The 21463-nt window shown below is 62.4% G+C and carries 17 protein-coding genes; 7 read left to right on the forward strand and 10 right to left on the reverse strand.

Annotation, left to right across the window (positions count from 1 at the left end; translation table 11 throughout):
• Positions 1-59 precede the first annotated feature (59 nt).
• The 4 genes from HB375_RS10515 to HB375_RS10530 form a co-directional block, all read right to left on the reverse strand.
• Positions 60-809 (reverse strand): SDR family oxidoreductase, encoded by a 750-nt coding sequence (locus HB375_RS10515; RefSeq protein ID WP_167672936.1) that lies wholly within the window; start codon positions 807-809, stop codon positions 60-62.
• A 31-nt stretch (positions 810-840) separates the two neighbouring features.
• Positions 841-2304, reverse strand: a complete 1464-nt coding sequence (locus HB375_RS10520) for an aldehyde dehydrogenase family protein (RefSeq protein ID WP_205800137.1) — start codon at positions 2302-2304, stop codon at positions 841-843.
• Positions 2305-2318: 14 nt separating this feature from the next.
• Entirely contained in the window at positions 2319-3929 is a 1611-nt protein-coding gene (locus HB375_RS10525) for an ABC transporter ATP-binding protein (RefSeq protein ID WP_167672937.1), read from the reverse strand.
• 105 nt (positions 3930-4034) lie between these two features.
• On the reverse strand, positions 4035-6080 hold the full coding sequence (locus tag HB375_RS10530) for a sensor histidine kinase (RefSeq protein ID WP_167672938.1): 2046 nt from the start codon (positions 6078-6080) through the stop codon (positions 4035-4037).
• Between the two features lie 122 nt (positions 6081-6202).
• Here HB375_RS10530 and HB375_RS10535 point away from each other — a divergent pair, with 122 nt between their 5' ends.
• On the forward strand, positions 6203-8014 hold the full coding sequence (locus tag HB375_RS10535) for an ABC-F family ATP-binding cassette domain-containing protein (protein ID WP_167672939.1): 1812 nt from the start codon (positions 6203-6205) through the stop codon (positions 8012-8014).
• 40 nt (positions 8015-8054) lie between these two features.
• On the opposite strand, the gene HB375_RS10540 is transcribed toward HB375_RS10535, so the two are convergent.
• The 3 genes from HB375_RS10540 to HB375_RS10550 all read right to left on the reverse strand — a co-directional run bounded on the left by HB375_RS10540 (position 8055) and on the right by HB375_RS10550 (position 10285).
• On the reverse strand, positions 8055-8801 hold the full coding sequence (locus HB375_RS10540) for a tellurite resistance TerB family protein (RefSeq protein WP_167672940.1): 747 nt from the start codon (positions 8799-8801) through the stop codon (positions 8055-8057).
• Between the two features lie 105 nt (positions 8802-8906).
• Positions 8907-9269 (reverse strand): VOC family protein, encoded by a 363-nt coding sequence (locus HB375_RS10545; protein ID WP_167672941.1) that lies wholly within the window; start codon positions 9267-9269, stop codon positions 8907-8909.
• Complete coding sequence (locus tag HB375_RS10550; RefSeq protein WP_167672942.1) at positions 9266-10285, reverse strand: fumarylacetoacetate hydrolase family protein; 1020 nt, start codon at positions 10283-10285, stop codon at positions 9266-9268. Before HB375_RS10550 ends, HB375_RS10545 begins: the two co-directional genes overlap by 4 nt.
• Before the next feature lie 78 nt (positions 10286-10363).
• Here HB375_RS10550 and HB375_RS10555 point away from each other — a divergent pair, with 78 nt between their 5' ends.
• A complete protein-coding gene (locus tag HB375_RS10555; protein WP_167673264.1) occupies positions 10364-11452 on the forward strand; it encodes a TRAP transporter substrate-binding protein in 1089 nt (362 codons plus the stop codon).
• A gap of 80 nt (positions 11453-11532) precedes the next feature.
• Here HB375_RS10555 and hmgA read toward each other — a convergent pair whose 3' ends face one another.
• Entirely contained in the window at positions 11533-12903 is a 1371-nt protein-coding gene (gene hmgA / locus HB375_RS10560; RefSeq protein WP_425515170.1) for a homogentisate 1,2-dioxygenase, read from the reverse strand.
• A gap of 122 nt (positions 12904-13025) precedes the next feature.
• Between hmgA and HB375_RS10565 the strand changes: the two genes are divergently transcribed.
• The 4 genes from HB375_RS10565 to HB375_RS10580 all read left to right on the forward strand — a co-directional run bounded on the left by HB375_RS10565 (position 13026) and on the right by HB375_RS10580 (position 17161).
• On the forward strand, positions 13026-13523 hold the full coding sequence (locus HB375_RS10565; protein WP_167672944.1) for a MarR family winged helix-turn-helix transcriptional regulator: 498 nt from the start codon (positions 13026-13028) through the stop codon (positions 13521-13523).
• Positions 13520-14146, forward strand: coding sequence for a maleylacetoacetate isomerase (maiA, locus tag HB375_RS10570; RefSeq protein WP_167672945.1), 627 nt, complete (start codon positions 13520-13522; stop codon positions 14144-14146). The genes HB375_RS10565 and maiA overlap by 4 nt, the downstream gene beginning before the upstream one ends.
• 86 nt (positions 14147-14232) lie before the next feature.
• Positions 14233-15348, forward strand: coding sequence for a 4-hydroxyphenylpyruvate dioxygenase (gene hppD, locus HB375_RS10575; RefSeq protein WP_167672946.1), 1116 nt, complete (start codon positions 14233-14235; stop codon positions 15346-15348).
• A 481-nt stretch (positions 15349-15829) separates the two neighbouring features.
• A complete protein-coding gene (locus HB375_RS10580; protein WP_167672947.1) occupies positions 15830-17161 on the forward strand; it encodes a porin in 1332 nt (443 codons plus the stop codon).
• Positions 17162-17293: 132 nt separating this feature from the next.
• Here the strand turns inward: HB375_RS10580 and HB375_RS10585 are convergent, their stop codons facing one another.
• Positions 17294-18175: an alpha/beta fold hydrolase gene (locus HB375_RS10585; protein ID WP_167672948.1), complete on the reverse strand. Its 882-nt coding sequence runs from the start codon at positions 18173-18175 to the stop codon at positions 17294-17296.
• A 37-nt stretch (positions 18176-18212) separates the two neighbouring features.
• Complete coding sequence (locus HB375_RS18510) at positions 18213-20174, reverse strand: lytic transglycosylase domain-containing protein (protein WP_343232391.1); 1962 nt, start codon at positions 20172-20174, stop codon at positions 18213-18215.
• Between the two features lie 403 nt (positions 20175-20577).
• On the opposite strand from HB375_RS18510, the gene dapA reads away from it, so the two are divergent.
• Positions 20578-21462 carry a 4-hydroxy-tetrahydrodipicolinate synthase gene (dapA, locus tag HB375_RS10595; RefSeq protein WP_167672949.1) on the forward strand — a complete coding sequence of 295 codons (885 nt, stop codon included), beginning with the start codon at positions 20578-20580 and terminating at the stop codon, positions 21460-21462.
• The last annotated feature ends 1 nt before the right edge of the window (position 21463 follow it).

Here is a 21463-nt window from a genome sequence, read left to right on the forward strand (position 1 = left end):
CACATGATTGTCATCCCGAGGCGCCCCAGAGGCGTTCGGGATGACACGGAGCAGGAGTGTTAGATGCAGCGCCCGCCATCAACCTCAAGCACGACGCCGGTGACCATGCTCGCTTCGTCGGAGGCAAGAAAGAGCGCGGCGTTGGCGATGTCCTCCGGCTTGGAGAGGCGGCCGAGCGGGATCGAGCCTACGAATTGCTCACGCTTCTGCGGCGTGTCCTCGCCCATGAAGGTGGCAAGCAGGGGCGTGTCACCCGCGACCGGCGCGAGTGCGCAGACGCGGATCTGGTTCGGCGCAAGCTCCACAGCCATGGACTTGGTGATGGTGTGCACCGCGCCTTTTGTTCCATTGTACCATGTCAGGCCGGGGCGTGGGCGTAAGCCCGCGGTGGAGCCCACATTGATGAACACGCCGCCGCCCTGCTCGCGCATGCCGGGCACGGCGGCCTGGGCGAAGAGATAGATCGACTTCACATTGACCGCGAAGACCCGGTCGAACTCCGCTTCGTCGACTTCCAACATCGGCCGGTTGCGGTGGCTGATGCCGGCGTTGTTGACGACGATGTCGAGCTTGCCAAAGGTGTCGATCGTCTTCTTCACAGCCGCGTTTACGTCGGCTGCCTTCGATACATCGGTGGCAAGGCCGATGGCCGACGGTCCGATGGCCTTCGCGGCCGCCTGGGCGGCGCCTTCATTGATGTCGATGATCGCGACCTTCGCGCCTTCGCGCGCGAATTTTTCCGCAATGCCTAAGCCAAATCCCGAGCCTGCGCCGGTGACGAGCGCGACCTTGCCTTCAAGGCGTTTCATGATGGAGTCCCCCTAATGGAATGCTGGGTTGTTACCCGTGCGCGATGACGAGGGTGCGGGTCGTGGTGAACTCGACCAATCCCTCAAAACCTTTTTCGCGGCCGTGCCCCGAGCGTCCAAAGCCGCCGAACGGCAGTTCGACGCCGCCGCCCGCACCATAGCAATTGACGAAGACTTGGCCCACGCGCATGGCGCGGCCGACGCGGGTCGAGCGCATGGCGTCGCGGGTCCACACGCCTGCCGCAAGGCCGTAAGCGGTGCCGTTCGCGAGCCGGATTGCTTCGGCCTCGTCGTCGAAGGGCGTGGCGACCAGAACCGGACCGAAAACCTCTTCCTGCGACAGCACGCTTTCATGCGCGACAGGCGCGAAGAAGGTGGGCGCGACGTAATAGCCACCCGACGGTGCGTCCGACGCTATTCCGCCCGCGGCCGCGACGGTCAGGCCTTCGTTCTTCGCGCGTTCGAGATATTTCTCAACACGGCGCTGCTGGGCCTGGTTGACCATCGGCCCGAGATCAGGCTCGCGCTCGGGATGTCCTGCGCGCAGAGTCCGGAACCGCTCGGCGACCGCATCGACGACATCCTTGAAGATGCCGCGCTGGATCAGGAGGCGGCTGCCGGCCGAGCAGGTCTGGCCGCCATTCTGGATGATGGCATTGACCAGCGAGGGCAGAGCGCGTTCGAGATCCGCATCGTCAAATACGACCTGCGCAGATTTGCCACCGAGTTCGAGGGTCACGCCCACATGGTTCTTCGCGGCGGCAGTCTGCACCATCGTGCCGGTTTCTGGGCTGCCGGTGAAGGAGATGAAATCGATGCCCGGGTGGGCCGTCAGCGCTGCTCCCGCCGTGCGGCCAAGGCCGGTGACGATGTTGAGCGCGCCGTCAGGAAAACCGACTTCGCGGGCGAGAGCCCCGATGCGTAAGATGGTGAGGGAGGCATCCTCCGCCGGCTTCACCACCGTGGCGTTGCCCCCGGCAAGAGCCGCGCCGACGGAACGGCCGAAAATCTGCATCGGGTAGTTCCAGGGAATGATATGTCCCGTCACCCCATGCGGCACCCGCTCGACGCCGATGAAATGCGTGTTGAGATAGGGAATAACCTCGCCGTGCAGTTTGTCGGCGGCGGTGCCGTAATACTCGAAATAGCGGGCGAGAGCCGTCACGTCGGCACGCGACTGGCGCAGGGGTTTACCGTTGTCGCGGCTTTCGAGCGCGGCGAGGTGGTCTGCATCCGCTTCGACGGCAGCGGCGAGCTTGATGAGCAGGCGTCCGCGCTCGGTTGCCGTGAGCTTGGACCACGCACCCTCGAAGGCCGCGCGGGCGGCCTTGACGGCCGCATCGATGTCTTCCGCCGTGCCGGAGGGGATGCGGGCGAAGAGCTGGCCGTCGGCAGGCGACAGGACATCGAGGACTGCGCCATCGGAAGCCGGCACATCGCGTCCCCCAATAAGGTTCTTGTGCAGCGTCACGGTCGAACTGGCCTGATCGTTCAAGGGTCTTCCTCCTGCTACATCATTCTGTCGGCGCCCGGCACCGCCGCCAGAAGCTGGCGGGTGTAGGCATCCTGCGGGGCGGCGAACAGTTGCGCGGTTTCCGCCATTTCGACAATCCGCCCTTTTTGCATGACAGCTACGCGATCGCAGATCTGCGCGGCCACCCGCAAGTCGTGGGTGATGAAGAGGATGGCGAGGCCGAGTTCCTGCTGCAGATCCTTGATCAGCCTTAGAACCTCCGCCTGTACCGACACGTCGAGCGCCGAGACCGCCTCGTCCGCGACCAGCACATCCGGCTTCATGGCGAGCGCTCGCGCGATCCCGATGCGCTGGCGCTGACCGCCGGAAAATTCGTGCGGATAGCGCTCAGCTGCCTTTGCAGGAAGCCCGACCCGTTCTAGCAGCTCGCGCGCCTCAGCCTGCGCCTTTTCAGGATTTTCGCCCTGTGTAATCGGCCCCTCGGCAACGATATGGCCGACCGTGCGTCGGGGATTGAGGGAGGCGAAGGGGTCCTGAAACACCATCTGGATCTTGCGGCGATGCGCCCGCAATTCCCGCTGGGACAAGGCCCCGAAGGGCAGGTCGCCGATCTCGATCTTGCCGCCATCGGGTTCGATGAGGCGCAGAACGCAGCGCCCGACCGTCGATTTGCCGGAGCCGGATTCTCCGACCAGTCCCAGTGTCTCACCGCGCCTGATCTCGAAGCTGACGGCATTGGCCGCCTGCACCTCGCGGGATTTTTTGAAGAGGCCGCGTCCGCCATAGATCTTGGTGAGAGCGCCGACCTTGAGGCGGATCGGCTCGCCTGCAAGCGGCTTCGGCGGGGGAGGGGTCAGCGAGGGCACCGCTGCGAGAAGCCGCTGCGTGTAAGGGTGCTGCGGGTGTTTCAAGATTTCGTCCGCCGACCCCTGTTCCACCAGCACTCCGTGCTGCAACACCGCGACCCGGTCAGCGATTTCCGCCACGACGCCGAAATCGTGCGTGATGAAGAGAACCGCTGTTCCCTTCTTGCGCCGCAGGTTGTCGATGAGCTTGAGAACCTGCGCTTGCGTCGTCACGTCGAGGGCTGTGGTCGGCTCGTCGGCGATGAGGAGTTTGGGTTCGAGCGCCAACGCCATCGCGATCATGACGCGCTGACGCTGGCCACCTGACAACTCGTGCGGATAGGCGCGCGCGATCAATTCCGGGTTCGGGAGGTTTACTTCGGTGAGAAGTTCGAGGGTCCGTTGCTGCCGTTCGGCCAGAGACAGGAGTTTGTGCGCGCGAAAGGTCTCCGCGATCTGGTCTGCGACGCGCATCACCGGATTGAGCGAGGTCATTGGTTCCTGAAAGACGGTTCCGACATCGCGCCCGCGAACGTCGCACCATTGCTCCTCGGTCAAGGAGAGGAGGTCGACACCTCCGAGCTTGATCGCACCGGAGAGCACATCCACGCCGCGCGGCAGAAGCCCGATGGTCGCCATGGCGGTCATCGACTTGCCCGAGCCGGATTCGCCGACGACGCAAAGCGTCTCGCCCGGATTGATCGAAAGCGACAGGTCCTTGATGGCATGTTGCCTGTCGGCAAGCTTGGGAAGCCCGAGAGACAGGTGCTCGATCGACAGTACCGGGGCAATGTCCACCATCTTCAATCTCCTAGCGCCCACGCGTCAGGAGGGCAGGACGGGGACATCCTCGCCATATGTGCCGCTCCGTCAATCCACTTTGGTAATCGAGCGCTCGAAACCGGTTCAAGGCAGAGGAACGGCAATGTCGTATGAAATCCCCGTGGCCCCGAAATGAATGACGACTTCGCCGGACAGTTCGCCCTCGATACTGCGACGGATGAGCCGCGATCCGAATCCTTGGTGCGTCGGGGAGGCGACAGGTGGTCCATCCAGTTCGCGCCATTGGAACTGAAGCTCCGGCTTCTTATTGACGCCGGGCGCCACCTTCCAGCGCAATTCGAGATGTCCGGCTGGCGTTGAAAGCGCGCCATACTTTGCGGCGTTTGTCACCAACTCGTGTAACACCAGACCGAAATTGATTGCATAGGGAGCGGGAAGGTCCACCGCGGGGCCCTGAATGACGACGCGCTCATCGTGTTTCCTGCGGTAGGGCGCAAGTTCCTGCTTTGCGATATCGCGTAGATCAGCGTCGCGCCAGGAATTGCGGGTGAGAAGGTCGTGCGTCTTCGACAGAGCCATGAGGCGCCCCTCGAAGGCCTCCTTGAAGGTGATCGGCTCGGGGCTCGAGCGCAGGGTCTGGCTGGCGATGGACTGCACGGTGGCGAGCGTGTTCTTGACCCGGTGATTCAACTCGTCGAGCAGAAAGCGCTGCTGCTCGTCGGCCTTTCTGCGGGACGTCACATCCTGAAAAACCCCGACGAAATAAATCGGCTTGCGCAGGGAATTGAAGAAGACCCGGCCCTTTGAGTTGATCCAACGAATGTCGCCGTTCGGGTGCTCGACGCGATACTCATCCTCATACTCGCCGTTGCCGGCAGCGGCCTCACGAAGGGTCGCGAGCGCATGCTCGGCATCGTCGCGATGCACCATGGCGGCCCATTCGGGGAAGGTTGCTTCCGTTTGCGTCGCCGGGCGGCCGAGCAGGAGAGCCGCTTGGCTCGACCAACCGCCCGTCCCCTTCAGATAATCGAACCACCAGGTGCCCATATGGCCGGCTTCGAGAGCAAGACGACCGCGCTCCTCGCTGGCCTGGAGGGCCTGCTGACGTTCGACGACGTCGTCCATCAGGTCGTTGAAAGCCTGCGCCAAAAGACCGAGCTCCGCCGGCGCGCCGGAAAGATCGATGCGGGCGTGATAGTCCCCGCGCCGCCAGGCGCGCACGGCGTTCGTCATGATCTCGAACGGCCTCGTAATGAAGGTGCGCCCCGCGAGCCAGGACAGGGATAGTGCAGCGGCCAAAGCGGCCGCGATCAGAAGAAAGCCACGCCTGGCCGCAAGATCGATTCCGCTGAAGGCAGCTTCTGTCGACAGGCCCGCCGTCAGGTAGATGTCCTTTGGCGGGACCTTCAAGGGCGAATAGCCCAGAATGCGCGTGATCCCGTCGATGCTGTCCGTTTCGAAGACCCCGTAGTTCTCCTTTTCGAGATACTTCATGGAGCTTTCGGGAATCTTCGTGCCGACGAATTTCTCGGGAAACGGCTCCCTGGCGATGATCACGCCCTCGCGGTCGGCCATGGTGACCGCCCCATCCGCCGGAAGGGCGCGCTCCTTCACATATTCGTCCAACCATTTCAGGTCGAGCGCAGCCGCAATGACGCCGACGACCTGCCCTTCGCCGTTCCACAGCGGCAGGGCAAGGGGCAGAACGGGTCGTTTATCGGCGAGGCCGCCCTCCAAGAAATGCGGCGTGTATTCCCCGATGACAAGTTCCTTCGTCCGAAGGGCGTCCTGAAAATAGGTGCGTGCTCTGAAGCTCTTTTCTGCATCGCCCGCCGGTAGAGCAGGGCAACGGACATGCCCCTCTAAATCAAGGGCCACGAACGCGAACAGATAAGGCACTTTATCCTGAATGGCCCTGAGGTATCTGCCGCAGGCCGGTTCGTCGAAATTACGGACAGAGCGCGTCTCGCCCATGGCGATGAGGAGATTGTTGATCCCGTCGAAAATGCGCTCAAGCTCGGAGCCAGCAAGCTTCACCTGACGGACGACCAGCTCGTTGATTTCCGTCGCCCGCTCGCGGCGGAGCGAAACCTCCGTGTATGTCCAGATGACGATCGCCGGCAGAACGGAGATCAGCGCCAGGAGGAGCAAACGCTTCGTCAGTGTCATGCGAGGGCCCTGCCTCTCCCCGACAGGGGAACACAATGATCGTTCGCCGTCCACTCTGACGCTTCCCGGTGCCGCTGCAATGTGGTCTTGCGTCCGGCGCGCGGAGGTGTCACGGAGCGGGAATGGCTCCTCCTCTTCTTCAACTCCAAGACATTGCGCTCACCTTCGGCGGCACGCCCTTGATCGAGAGCGCCGAATTGTCGGTCTCTCCGGGCGAGCGCGCTTGCCTTGTCGGCCGGAACGGCTCGGGCAAGTCCACGCTGCTGAAGATTGCCGCGGGTCTTGTGGAAGCCGACCGGGGCAAGCGCTTCGTGCAGCCGGGTGCAACCGTGCGTTATCTGGCTCAGGAACCCGATCTCAGCGCCTTCCCGACCACGTTGGCTTTCGTAGAAGCCGGTCTCGGCCCGGGCGATGATCCCTATCGGGCGCGCTATCTGCTCGAACAAACGGGTCTCACGGGTGAGGAAGACCCCAAAAGCCTTTCGGGCGGCGAAGCACGCCGTGCCGCGCTGGCACAGACGCTTGCGCCCGCTCCCGATATTCTCCTGCTGGACGAACCGACGAACCATCTCGATCTGCCCGCTATTGAGTGGCTTGAGAGCGAATTGAAGAGCCTGCGCTCGGCCATGGTGCTCATCAGCCACGACCGCCGATTCCTCGAAAGCCTGTCTCAGGCCACGATCTGGCTCGACCGGGGCATCACGCGTCGCATGGAACGGGGCTTCGCTCATTTCGAGTCTTGGCGGGACGAGGTTCTGGAACAAGAGGAACTGGAGCGGCACAAACTCGACCGCAAGCTGGCGGCGGAAGCGGATTGGCTGCGCTACGGCGTCACAGCGCGCCGCAAGCGCAACGTACGGCGCCTCGCCAATCTCCACGCCATGCGCCAGGAGCGTCGGGACCAGAAGCGCGCGGTCGGGACGGTCTCCATGACCCTGACCGAGGCGGAGCAATCCGGCACCCTGGTGGTCGAAGCGGAGAAGATTTCAAAGGCCTACGGCGAACGCCCCATCGTGGCGGATCTGTCGCTGCGCATTCTGCGCGGCGACCGGCTGGGCATCATCGGGCCGAACGGCGCGGGCAAGACGACACTCATCAATCTCCTGACCGGCGTCATCGAGCCGGATCAGGGCCGCGTGCGCCTCGGCTCCAACCTGCAGAGGGTCACCCTCGACCAGCGCCGCGCGAGCCTCGACCCCAACGCCACCGTTGCCGAGACTTTGACCGGAGGCCGTGGCGACACGGTCGTGATCGGCGGGCAGGCGAAGCACGTCATCGGTTACATGAAGGACTTTCTGTTCTCGCCGGAACAGGCCCGAACGCCCGTGGGAGTCCTCTCGGGTGGTGAGCGAAACCGACTGATGTTGGCGCGTGCTTTGGCGCAGCCTTCGAACTTTCTGGTGCTCGACGAGCCGACCAACGATCTCGATCTCGAAACCCTCGATCTCCTGGAAGAGATGATCACAGACTACGCGGGGACCGTGATCCTCGTCAGCCACGACCGCGACTTCCTCGACCGGACGGTGGGGTCGGTTCTGGTGTCCGAAGGCGAGGGGCGTTGGCTCGAATATGCGGGCGGTTACACCGACATGGTGGCCCAGCGCGGCCAGGGCGTTCAGGCGAGGACGGTCGAAAAGGAAACCAGACCTAAGAACTCCGAGAGGCCCGCTCCGGCTCCTGCCGCCGCCGCATCGAAGCGCAAGCTCAGCTTCAACGAGCAGCATGATCTCAAGACCTTGCCGAAACGGATGAGCGAGATCGAGGCGAAGATCGCGAAGGTGCAGGAAATCCTCGCTGATCACGAACTCTATTCCCGCGATCTCGCCCGTTTCCAGAAGGCGACGGATGCGCTCACGCAGTTGCAAGGGGAGTTGCACGCTGCGGAAGAGCGATGGCTTGAGCTGGAGATGCTGCGAGAGGAGCTGGAGGCATAGAACCGCGCCTCGTGATCGGAGGCGCGGGCTCACGGGAAGGTCATGCAGCGACCTTTCGCGCTGAATCGACCTGCGTGTCGAGGTGCGCCACGAGATCGGCCGGGAGACCCATGAGGCTGATGAGGCGCTCCAGATAGGCCTTTTCCTCCGGCGTATCGGGAATGCCAATGGCCATCCGCGAGGCGACATAGAGCCCGGCGGCTTGCTCCTTCGTCTGCGGCAGGCCGGCGATCACGGCAGGATCGGCGGGTTTCGACATCATGTCGAGGAGGCGGCTGGTTGCTTCGTTCCCCAAGCCGAGCTGCTGGATCTGATTTTGGATGCGGTTGATCTCGCCGCTATCGAGGTGGCCGTCCGATTTTGCTGCGGAAACCATGGCCTGGATGAGAGCCAAGCGCATATCGCCACCGTCACCGACCTTTTCTTCGTCGAGGTGAAAACCACTGCCGGAAGGTGCGGGTGGGGGCAGGCTGGCGCGGTTGCCATCCGGCATCTGTCGCGCCTGCCAATCCTGATAGGCCTTGAACGCGACGCTGGTGAGGACGGCAAGGCCGCCCGCTTTGAGCAGAGAGCCGCCAGCCGACCGACCCGCTTTCGACCCCAGGATCAGCGAGAGCAAGCCGCCGCCCGCAAGCGCCCCCAATCCGCCAGGGATTTTTGAAGCAAGATCGCTGAGATCGCCCTGCGGATCAGGATTGCCGCGCTGCTGACCGCTGCCCGGTTGCTGCGCGCTTCCCTGCTTTCCCTGGCCCGCGAGAAGATTTTCCAGAATGGCGCCGAGGCTCATGTCGCTTCTCCCTGTCGTGCTTGGATTGGCACTTCCTAAAGACAGGGCGGTCCAAACGGTTCCTCGCTCCTTTTCCGATCCCTCAGAAGACCTTCCCGCTCAGCCTTATGCGCCGGCCGCCATGAACTCGAGCCGATTGCCGAACGGGTCGGCGACGTAGAAACGGCGCACATTTGGGATTGCATCGTCCCAGATCGGTTCATGACCGGCGCGCCGCAAAGTGGCTGCCAAGCCATCGAGATCCGCGATTGCGACCGCCGGATGCGCCTTTGTGGCCGGGCGAAAATCAGCCTCGACGCCGAGATGCAGTTGGACCTCTCCGCTCTTGAACCACACGCCGCCACGGGCGGCCAGAGTTGCGGGCTTCGGCACCTCCTCCATTCCGAGGACGCCAATATAAAAGCGCCGCCCTTCCTCCTCCGCGCCTGCAGGCATGGCGAGTTGAACGTGGTCGATGCGAAGCATCATGTGGTCCGCTGGTAAGCAGCGGCCTCTTGCTCGATGGCGCCGAAGATCGAGTGTCCTGCCTTGTCCTTCATCTCAATACGGATCGTGTCGCCGAAGACCATGAACGGCGTCTTGGGCGCGCCATGTTGGATCGTCTCGATGGTCCGCTGTTCGGCGATGCAGGAATAGCCGAAGCCGCCTTCTGCTACGGCTTTTCCCGGCCCGCCATCCAGTCCCTTGTTGGAGACGGTGCCAGACCCGATGATCGTGCCCGCGCAAAGAGGGCGGGTCTTTGCGGCGTGGGCGATCAGGGTCGGAAAATCGAAGGTCATATCCGCCCCGGCGTTGGGCTTGCCGAAGGGCTGTCCGTTCAACGATGAAAGCAGGGGAAGGTGGACCTTGCCGCCGTCCCAGGCCTCGCCCAATTCGTCCGGCGTGATCGCGACCGGCGAAAAGGCTGAAGAAGGCTTTGACTGGAAGAAGCCGAATCCCTTCGCCAGTTCGTCGGGGATCAGATTTCTCAACGAAACATCGTTCACCAGCACGATCAGACGGATCGCGGAGGCGGCTTCCTGTCGCGAGGCAGCCATCGGCACGTCGCCGGTGATGACCGCGACTTCCGCCTCGAAATCGACGCCATGGGCTTCATCGAGCGCCAGAATGGGCTCGCGGGGGCTTAGGAACGAGTCTGAGCCTCCTTGATACATCAGCGGATCGGTCCAGAAGGAGGCCGGCATCTCGGCTCCCCGGGCTTTGCGAACCAGTTCGACGTGATTCACATAGGCCGAGCCGTCCGCCCATTGATGGGCCCGGGGCAGGGGAGAGGCGCAATCGTGCTCATGAAACCGGAAGGAGGGCACCGAGCCATGTTCGAGCTGGTCGGCAAGGTCATGAAGCCGCGGCGCTACTAATTCCCAATGATCCAACGCTTGCTGGAGCGTCGGAACAATGAAAAAAGCGTCTGTTGCACGAGTCAGGTCCCTTGAGACGACGACTAGGCGGCCATCACGGCCTTGCTTGAGGGAAGAAAGCTTCATGACCACCGACCGGGTTTATGGGGTTCCTGAGAGTGCCACGGAACGCATTGTGAGGAAAAGCCTATGACGACATCGACGATGAAGAGAAGAAGCTTTCTGAAGGGGGCGGGGCTGGCGGCTGCTGCCGGAACCGTTGCCGCGCCGGCGATTGCGCAGTCCTCCCCGGAAATTCGTTGGCGTCTGACCTCCAGCTTTCCGAAATCGCTCGATACGATCTTCGGCACCGCGCAGACCTTCGCGAAGTACATGGCGGAGGCGACCGATAACAAGTTCCAGATCCAGGTCTTCGCTCCGGGCGAGATCGTCGGCGGCCTGCAGGCGCTCGACGCGGTCCAGAATGGCACCGTCGAATGTGCCCACACCCCGACCTATTACTACCTCGGCAAGGAGCCTGCGCTGGCTATCGGCACGGGCCTTCCCTTCGGCCTCAACGCGCGCCAGCAGCACGCCTGGTGGCATTTTGCCGGCGGCAAGGAACTGATCAACGAGTCGCTTGCCAAGTTCAATGTCACCTCGCTGGTCTGTGGCAATTCCGGCGCGCAGATGGGCGGGTTCTTCCGCAAGGAGATCAACACGGTCGATGACCTGAAGGGTCTCAAGTTCCGCATCGGCGGGCTCGGCGGCATGGTGCTGGCGAAACTCGGCGTCGTGCCGCAGCAGATCGCACCGGGCGATGTTTATCCGGCTCTTGAGCGCGGCACCCTCGACGCCGCCGAATTCGTCGGCCCCTATGACGACGAAAAGCTCGGGTTCCTCAAGGTCGCGAAATACTACTACGCACCCGGCTGGTGGGAGGGCGGCGCGATGCTGCATCTCGTCATCAACCAGCAGAAGTGGGACGAACTGCCGAAGCACTACCAGGCGATCATGGCGCAGGCGTCCGAGGCTGCGAACAACTGGATGCTGGCGAAATACGATGCCGTGAACGGCCAGGCGCTGCGGCGCATGATCGGCGGCGGTGCGGAACTGCGCACCTTCTCGCCCGCGATCATGGACGCGTCGCTGAAGGCTGCGAACGAGCTTTATGCGGAACTCTCCGCCAAGAGCCCGGACTTCAAGAAGGCCTACGAGTCGATGGTGGCGTATCGCGCCGATGTGCTGCCCTGGTGGCAGCTCAACGAATACGCCTTCGACACGTTCATGATCCGCACGCGCGGAAAGAGCTGATTTCGCGTCTCGTTTACGTGCAAGAAAAGGCCGGTGCGACCACGCACCGGCTTTTGTCGTTTGATGGCTGAGAGGAGCCGTCATTGCGGCTCGCGCCGGTTCGGGTCGAAGTGCTTCTTCAAATCCCGCCAGCAATCGATATAGTCTTTCTGAAGCGTCGGCAGCTCGGCTGCGTATTTCGTGACGCGCTGCGGAAACCGCGTTTCGAACATGAAGGCCATGGTGCCGGTCAGCTTCGCCGGCTTGAGCTCCACATTGCTCGCATGCTCGAACGCCGTCGTATCGGGCCCATGCGGCAGCATCTGATTGTGCAGCGACATGCCGCCCGGCACGAAGCCTTCCGGCTTGGCGTCATAAACGCCGTAGACCAGCCCCATGAATTCCGACATCAGGTTGCGATGATACCAGGGCGGGCGGAAGGTGTTTTCCGCCACCGACCAGCGCTCGGGAAAGATCACGAAATCCACGTTCGCGGTGCCGGGCGTCTCTGAGGGCGCGGTGAGCACCGTGAAGATCGACGGGTCGGGGTGATCGAACAGGATCGCGCCGACAGGCGAGAAGTGACGCAGATCGTATTTGTAAGGCGCGTAATTGCCGTGCCATGCCACCACATCGAGCGGTGATTGGCCGATCTCGGTGCGAAAGAGTTCGCCGCCCCACTTCACGTAGAGTAGGGAAGGGACTTCTTTGTCCTCATAAGCCGCGATGGGCGTGAGGAAGTCGCGTGGATTAGCGAGGCAGTTTGCGCCGATGGGGCCGCGATCCGGCAGGGTGAAGGCGCCGCCGTAATTCTCGCAGACATAAGCTCGGGCAGGGCCATCGATCAGCTCGACCTTGAAGATGACGCCTCGCGGAATGACGCAGATCTCACCGGGCTCGATCTCGATCACGCCGAACTCGGTGCGAAAGCGTAAGGCGTTCTCCTGCGCGACGACGAGGTATTCGCCATCGGCGTTGAAGAAATACTCGTTCTCCATGGAGTGCGTGACGAGGAGCACATGCGCGGCCATGCCGGTCTGCGTGTCGGAATCGCCGGCGGTCGTCATCGTGTGCAGACCGGTGACGAAAGTTGTGGCGTGATCGGGGAATGGAGTCGGGTCCCAGCGCAATTGGCCCAGCGACAAATCGCTTTCCTCCCGCGCTGCGGGCGCGGTTCGCATCAAGCCCTTGTCGACTTTCACATAGTGGCCGGAATGCTTGACCGAGGGGCGGATGCGATAGAGCCAGGAACGCTGGTTGGTCGCCTGTGGGGCCGTGAACGGCGAACCGGACAATTGCTCCGCATAAAGGCCATAGTTCAGCTTTTGCGGCGAGTTGCGCCCGACGGGCAGCGCACCTTCAAGGGCCTCTGTCTCGAAGGAGTTGCCGAAGCCGGACATGTAGCCCGGCACGATGGCGCTCTTGCGTTGATCAGGGGATCGAAGACCGGAGACGTTCTGCACGTTCATCATCATCTCCCTCGAAAGACCGATTGTGTGCGGCCGGAAATGACTCGACGTTCCGGCCTGCAAATCTAGTTGCTAACGCAACGGAATTGTCTTATTGGTTGCATGAGCAACGGTTTCTGTCAACGATGGCATCACGGTCTACAGCGAAAAAAGAAGCTCTCACACCGCATCTGGTTCTTGAGCGCTTCCTACCCTACCGGCTCAACGTCCTGGCGAGCTTGACCTCGAACGCGCTGGCGCAGATTTACGCCGACAGGTTCGGCCTCTCGATCCCGGCTTGGCGGGTCGTCGCGACCCTCGGGCAATATGATGTCCGCACTGCACGCGACATCGCCGCCCACGGGGTCATGCACAAATCGACCGTATCGCGGGCGGTTTCTTCTCTCGAAGAGCGCGGCCTGATCGCTCGGCGCCCCAATGAGGACGACCGGCGCGAGGAATTGCTGGCGCTGACGCCGGCCGGGCGGGGCATCTACGAGTCCCTGGCCCCACAGGCTTTGTCTTTCGAAGAGCAGCTTGCCTCCGTCCTGACGGCTCAGGAGCAGGAATTGCTCGGGTCGCTTATCGACAAGCTGAGCCGCCACGCCCGGTCGCTGACCCACGAGGGGGAGGGGGAGCCGTGAAGCTCTACACCTATTTCCGCTCTTCCGCGGCTTTTCGGGTGAGGATCGCCCTCAACATCAAGGGCGTCGCCTACGAGGCGGCGCCCGTGAATATTCTGAAGGGCGAGCAGCGAGGCGAGGCCTATCAGGCGATCAATCCGCAAAAGCGCATTCCCTCTCTCGATGTCGAGGGGGAAACTCTCGTCCAATCACCGGCCATCCTCGAGTATCTCGACGAAACCCACCCCGAGCCGCCGTTGCTCCCAATCGGAGCCGTTCACCGCGCCAAGGTTCGGGCAGTCGCCAGTATCGTCGCGTGCGACATCCATCCGCTGAACAATTCCGGCACGCTGTCATATCTCAAGCATAAGCTCGGGCATGACCAGGCGGCGCTAGACGAATGGTATGCGCATTGGGTGCGCGAAGGCTTCGAGGCCATCGAGGCGCTGATCGAGCCGGGGCCTTTCGCCTTCGGCTCCCGTGTGACGCTCGCCGACATCTATCTCGTGCCGCAGGTCTTCAATGCGCGGCGGTTCAACATCCCACTCGATCCGTACCCGAAGATTGCCGCGGTGGAGGCCGCCTGCATGGCGCTGCCGGCATTTCAGAGAGCAGCTCCGGCGCAGCAGCCCGACGCCGCCTGACAAGGCTTTCGCATCCGCCGCCCCGGCGTTGCGTTGTTTTCGATGAACAGGCTCGCAAGAGCCGAGGCACAGACTGGAGGAAAGTTATGGGACCGTTTCCGCACGACGCACCGCCGCCCGCCATTTCCGAGCAGAACCCCATGGGGACGGACGGCTTCGAGTTCGTCGAGTTCTGCCATCCCGATCCAGGACAACTCGACCGCCTGTTCAAGACGATGGGCTTCAGCCTCGTGGCGAAGCATCGTTCCAAGAACGTGCTGCTCTATCGGCAGGGCGACATCAATTTCATCGTGAACGCGCAGCCCGGTTCCTTCGCCGAGCAATTCGCCACGAAGCATGGCCCCTCGGCTCCCGCCATGGCATTCCGGGTCGTCGATGCGAATTATGCCTATGATCGGGCTTTGTCGCTCGGGGCGAAGCCGGCCAAGACCCAGACCGGCCCCAACGAACTCGAAATCCCGGCCATTGAGGGAATCGGCGGCCTTCAGATTTATCTGGTCGACCGCTACGGAGCGAAGGGCTCCATTTATGACGTGGACTTCGAGTGGCTCGGCGAACCCGATCCCAAGCCGCGCGGCGTCGGCCTCCATTACATCGACCACCTGACCCACAACGTCTATCGCGGGCGGCTGACGGAATGGGCTGGCTTCTATGAGCGGCTCTTCAATTTCCGCCAGATTCGCTACTTCGATATCGAGGGCAAGCTCACTGGCCTGCATTCCCGCGCGATGACGAGCCCCGACGGCAAGATTCGCATTCCGATCAACGAAGACGCCGGGGAGACGGGACAGATCGAGGAGTACCTCCAGGAATATAAGGGCGAGGGCATCCAGCACATCGCGCTCGGCGCTCTCGACCTCTACGATTCGATCGAGGCGCTGATTGCCGCCGGCGTCGAGTTCATGCCGGCGCCGAACGAGATCTACTATTCCCGCGTCGATAAGCGCCTACCGAGCCACGGCGAGCCTATCGAGCGGCTTCAGAAAAACGGCATCCTCATTGATGGTGAGGGAGTGGTGGAAGGCGGCTTCACCAAGGTTCTCCTTCAGCGCTTTGGGAAAACCGCGATTGGACCGATCTTCTTCGAGTTCATTCAGCGCAAAGGCGACGACGGGTTCGGCGAGGGCAATTTCAAGGCGCTCTTCGAGTCGATCGAGGAGGATCAGATTCGCCGCGGTGTCCTGAAGCCGAAAGTCGCCTGAGGCGTTCCAAATCACGATTCGAAGAGGCCGGGCTCGTCCCGGCCTCGCCATTTTTGCTCCAAAAAGACGGAATCCGACCCAAAGCGGCATTGCGGTTATTCACAGAGTGCCGCCGCTGTCTGCGGGGCCTCAAAGCCCTAATTTCGTTCTGACCGCTGGGCGGCCGGCGGCGAAAAACCCTGTTCTGGTAATGATTTGTTAGGAAACGGCCCTGCGGCCTAACAAAAGGTAAATTTGGGGTTCGGAAACGTGGCCTTTGTGCAACATGCCTTCGAAAAGCCCCCCAGCTTGCCCCTTTTATGCCTTCATTCGGTTGCTTGCGGGACCGTGCTGGCTAATGTGGCACCAGCGACGGGGGCACCCCAGTCGTCATTTGGTAGGTCCAGTCATTCGGGCTGGATCGCCAGGTCACTAGGGGAAATGGGACGTGTCTAGGCACCAACCCGCGCCCCCCAGGGTCTCAAAACTTTGGAGGTCAACCATGAAGCTCGTTAAGAGCCTTCTCCTCGGATCGGTCGCGGGTCTCGCCGCCGTCGCCGGGGCTCAAGCTGCCGATCTTCCCGCGAAGAAGGCTGCTCCTGTTGAGTACGTTCGCGTCTGCTCCACCTACGGCGCAGGCTTCTTCTACATCCCGGGCACGGAAACCTGCCTCCGCGTTGGTGGCCGCGTCCGCGCTGACTACCTGTACGGTCAGCCGCTCACCCGCGCTAACGATGCCTTCGGCTTCCGCGCTCGTGGCCGCATCCAGCTCGACGCCCGCACCGCGACCGCTTACGGCCTGCTCCGTACGTTCGTGCGCTTCGAGATCACCCGTTCGTCCGGCACGCCCTTCGGCAACCCGGGCAACAACGGCAACATCGCTACCAGCCCGAACGTTGCTGAAGCTTTCGTTCAGTTCGGTGGCCTGACCGCCGGTCGCGTGACCAGCTTCTTCTCGAACAGCGATCTGCCGAACCAGCAGATGGGCACGCTGCGTTTCGACGACGCTCCGGACGTTGACCTGTTGGCCTACACCTTCACGTTCGGCAACGGCTTCTCGGCCTCGATCTCGGTCGAAGACGGCCTTGAGCGCCGCTCCGTCGGCTTCGTCCCGGGTGGTGTGGCTGCTGTCGCCCTCACCCCGGCTGGTCAGCGCGCTCCGGATCTCGTCGGTAACCTGAAGTACGCCGGCACCTGGGGTACGGCTCAGCTCTCCGGCGCGGTTCACCAGATCCGCTCGAACAACCTGATCACGAACGCCGCTGGCATCACGGACTTCCCTGACACCGAGTACGGCTTCGCCGCTGCCGGTACCGTCAGCGTGAACCTCCCGCAGCTGGCTCCGGGCGATGCTCTGTGGTTCGCTGCGACCTACGCGAACGGCGCTCTTGCTTACCTCTCGGGTGGCAACTCGTCGCTGAGCTCGTCGCCGTTCAACGTCCTCGGCGTGAGCAATCTCGTGCTGTTCGCTGACGGCTTCGTCAACCCGATCTCCGGCGACATCAAGAAGTCCACCGGCTGGTCGCTTGCTGGCGGTCTGCGTCACTTCTGGACCCCGCAAATCCGTCAGAACGTGTTCGGTTCGTACATGCACGTCAACTTCGGTAAGGGCGCTTCGGGCATCACCGCTGATGGCTTCCGCACCGGTCTTGACAGCTTCAACGAATGGCGCGTCGGTACCAACGTGTTCTGGCAGCCGGTTGCTGGCCTCGACCTCGGCGTCGAAGTCATGTACGCCCGCCTCGACCCGCGTGGCCGCATCGCCGTTCCCGGCGGCAGCACCGGCTCGGAGAGCGCCTGGGAAGGCCGTCTCCGCGTTCAGCGCGACTTCTAATCGGCTCAACCCGATTGGTTAAGGGAAACCCCGGTGGCAACACCGGGGTTTTCTTTTTTTGCGCAAAGGCGAGATGGTGGAGGTCCGGCCCAGGCTGAAGGCTGTCAGTAGCGCCGCGAAAGCGTTAGAGAGTTAGCTGCGGCTTTCGGCTTCAGCGATCAGCTGTTTGATCGCGCCGATCAATTCGCCCTCAATGGCGGGGGCGTGGCCCTGGTCTGGTACTGTGAGCGCGGTCAGGTCCGGGTGGCTTTCCTGCATCGTCTTTAAGGTTTCCTCGCTCAGCAGATCCGAATTTCCGCCGCGGATGGCGAGGACCGGGATGGGCGACAATCCGCCGAAGAGGGGCCAAAGGACCGGGAGCGGCGCTTCGAGGTCGATGCTCTCGAGCGTCTTCATCAGCATCGGGTCATAGTTCAGCACCACCTGGCCGTTGTCTTCGCGCCAGCTGCCGCGCGCGACTTTCTCCCATTGCTCGTCGGTGAGGGAAGGGAACTGCGCATCCGATATCTGCTTCAGGATCTGTCCCGCTTCCCGCATGGTGCGAGGTTTCGGCAGCTTGCCGATATAGCTCCGGATGCGGATCAACCCCCTGCCTTCGAGGACCGGACCGACATCGTTGAGCACGGCGCCGCGCAGCAGGGTGGGGCGCACGGCGCTCAAAGCCATGGTGATCAGCCCGCCCCTGGACGTCCCGACGAAGACCGCCTTTTCGATGCCGGCGACGGTGAGGACCTGCAGCGTGTCATCGAGTTCGATGCGGACATCATAGTTGCGCCAATCCTTGTCCCATTCGGAGCGTCCCCGGCCCCGATAGTCCAGGGCGAGAACGCGGCGCGGACGGGCTCCGTCCCGGCTCAGCTCCATGGCGAGGTCGTGGAAATCCTCCGACGTCCGCGCCAAGCCTGGCAGGCACACGACAGGCAAAGTCTCGGCGACATCCGGTCCGTAGTCCCGTGCATAGAGGCGCAGGCCATCCGAAGCCGAAACGAAGAGATCCCGATAAGGGCCGCTCATTTCAAATCCTAACGTTGTTTTCGATCGCAATTGCCGATCAAGGCTGCGCCGCTCTCGCCGGGCTCGGAACCCGCGCCTCGCGGTCATTCAGCCGCTGGCGATAGACGTGCAGATTCTCCATGACCCGCTGAACGTAATTGCGGGTTTCGGAGAAGGGGATGCGTTCAATCCAGTCCACCATATCGACCTGCGGCTGGCGCGGATCGCCATAGGCCTGGATCCACTTTTTCACGTTCCCGCCCCCGGCATTGTAGGAAGCGAAGGCGAGGACTTGGGAGCCCTTCCAGCTATCCATCAACTCTCCCAAATGCGCCGAGCCGAGCGTGGCGTTGTAGGAGGGGTCCTCAAGGAGACGGTTGACGTCGAAGCCGAGGCCGAAACGCTGCGCTGTCATTTTTGCGGTGGCCGGCATCAGTTGCATCAGGCCGCGCGCGCCGGCGCTGGAGACCGCTTTCGGGTTGAATGCGCTTTCCTGTCGGGCGATCGCGAGGATCATGGCCGGCTCGACTTCCTCACCGACCGGAGCGAAAGCCGGAATTCCGCTCAAGGGGTAGGCGTGGAGATCAAGCGGGAAGCCGCGCTGCAGGGCAGTCTTGCCGACGACGAGGACCGCACGTGGGTTTTGTTGAGCCGCAGCAAGCCGCGCGAGTGCGTCAAGCTGGCTGGGGTTGTCGAGTGTCTGCGCCAGGTCCGTATAGAGGCCGAGCGCCAGATCCTGCTCTCCCAGCTGTTGAAGCAGATGAAGTGCCTGGACCGGGATGAGAGCCTCAAACTTCTTGCCGGCCTCTCCCGCCAGCGGCTCGACGGTGCGCAGCGCCACCTTGCGACCGAGCTTTTCTCCCGCGAGTTGTCCATAATAGGTCGTCGGCCTGGCGGCCGCGCGCTCGAAATACTGCCGAGCGTCGGCTAACGCCCCCGCCGCCTCCGCTGCACGGCCGCGCCAGTAATCGATACGGGCAAGGGAGATTGGCGTGGAGGCCGCTTTCGCCGCGGTGCCAAAGTGTTCGGCAGCCTTGATCGGATCATTCAGGAACCGCAGGGCGATCCAGCCCGCATAGAATTCAGCTTCGATCTGCTGAGAAGGGCTCTCCGCCGCATGATGGCTCGCCACATCATAAGCTGTTTGCAGGTCGCGCTTGTCCAGAAGGCTGCGGGCGATCAGTCGCTGCTCGGCCCACCATTCGTCTCCGTCGACGCGAAGCTCATGGTCCCGCGGCGCCTGCATGACGACCTTGGCTGCCTCGGCGAGTTGATTGCTGCGACGCAAGAAAAGGGCACGTGAGAAAAGATAGGACCCATCATTGCGCAACGCCGCGGGCACGGCCGCCAAGGCTTTGTCGGCCTTGTGCTTGCCTTGAAAAATGCTCGTCCGAGCCTTCACCAGCGAAGGGTAATCGCCCCCCGCATAGCCTGCTGCTCGGGAGGCTGCGCCCCAGTGCTCCTTCAAAAGAAGGCGCTCCATCCGAAAGCGATGATCGGCGGTCGCGAAGACTCCGGGGAACCGTTCAAGAATCCGGCTTTCCAGATCGCTGCCGAAAGTATCCTCTCGCCAGGCATATTTGATCGTTGTGGTGGCCTCCTGCTCGAGGCCGTCGGCCTTGAGAGCGAAGGCGAGGGCGATTCTTCCAGCTCCGGTTGAGGGAGGTTGCTTCGCAAAAAAAGCCCTGACCTCCGACGAAGGCCGACGCTCAGCGAGCAAAGCCTCCTCGGCGCGGCGCCGGATCAACGGAGTGGCGGGCCAGCCCTCATTGTCTTTCTGAAAAGCGACGATCCTGTCAAAGTTGATGGGAAAGCCGCTGCGAATGACAAACCAATCGGCCAGCGCCGTCACGGCGGGCCGCGACAGCTTGGATCTCAAAATCAGCCCCTCGACGACGTCGTTGTCGCGATAGGCTTTGAAGATCAGAGGCAAGGCATCGACGTCGCTCAAGATCTGCGACGGGGGAGCGTAGCCGTCGAGAGCGCCGGTCGTCTCGACATCGGACGCAACGGAAGACACCGCAACCTCGGCGGGTGGCAATGGGGCAGGGGGGGAGGCCGGTTCTTCGAGCGTCGAAACCTGGATGAGGTACGCAGACGCCATGAGGCATAAAACAAGGCCTGTCTTAAGTCTCATGCGATCCCCCGTGCCATCCTGAATGTCTGATCGGGCGACGTTCTTTTATAAGGAAACACCAAGTATCGGACTAGGACAACCGTGGCAGGGACGGTTTGCGCGGATGCGTCGCAGTTCTTATGTGTTACGTGTTCGAGTGCGTTCGGCGAAGCTTGAGCGCAGTTTTCTCATGGCGTTACGCGCTAAATCTCATTGCGGACCTATCTTTTTTCTTTGAAAAGGTACCGCTTCGGCCTCGCTTGCGCTAAGGGCTTTCAATCTGCCGTTCTTTCTTGAGGGATGATCCATGACCCAATTCAAAGGCTCCTTTCCGGCTTTGGTGACCCCCTTCAAAAACGGCGCCGTGGATGAGGCGGCTTTCCGGGCTTTCATCGACTGGCAGATTGAAAGCGGTTCGCATGGTCTGGTTCCCGTGGGGACCACCGGCGAGAGCCCGACCTTGAGCCACAAGGAACACGACCGGGTCATCGAGATCTGTGTCGATCAAACCAAGGGCCGGGTTCCGGTGATTGCGGGCGCGGGCTCCAACAGCACGGAAGAGGCCATCGGATTCTCCAAGCATGCCGAGAAGGTTGGCGCCGACGCGTTGCTGATCGTGACGCCCTATTACAACAAGCCGACGCAGGAAGGGCTCTATCAGCACTTCAAGGCCATCAACGATGCCGTGGGCATCCCGATCTTCATCTACAACATCCCCGCCCGCTCGGTGATCGACATGTCGGTCGAGACGATGGCGCGGCTCTACGAGCTGAAGAACATCGTCGGCGTGAAGGATGCGACCGCCAACATGGCGCGCGCCAGCCTGCAGCGGCAGTTGATGGGTCCCGATTTCATTCAGCTTTCGGGTGAGGATGCGACGGCGCTCGGCTTCAACGCCCATGGCGGACATGGCTGCATCTCGGTCACCGCGAATGTCGCGCCGCGCCTCTGCGCCAACATGCAGGAGGCCTGCCAGAAAGGCGACTACGCCACGGCCCTGAAGATCCAGGACCGGCTGCTGCCGTTGCACAATGCGTTGTTCATCGAGACCAATCCGTCGCCGGTGAAGTATGCGGCATCTGTCCTCGGCCTGATGCAAGACACTGTGCGCCTGCCGATGTTGACCGTGTCCGAGAGCACCAAAAAGACGGTGCGCGCGGCCATGGTCCATGCGGGCCTAATCAATACTTGAG

It is taken from the genome of Microvirga terricola (assembly GCF_011777495.1).
Lineage (GTDB): Bacteria > Pseudomonadota > Alphaproteobacteria > Rhizobiales > Beijerinckiaceae > Microvirga > Microvirga terricola.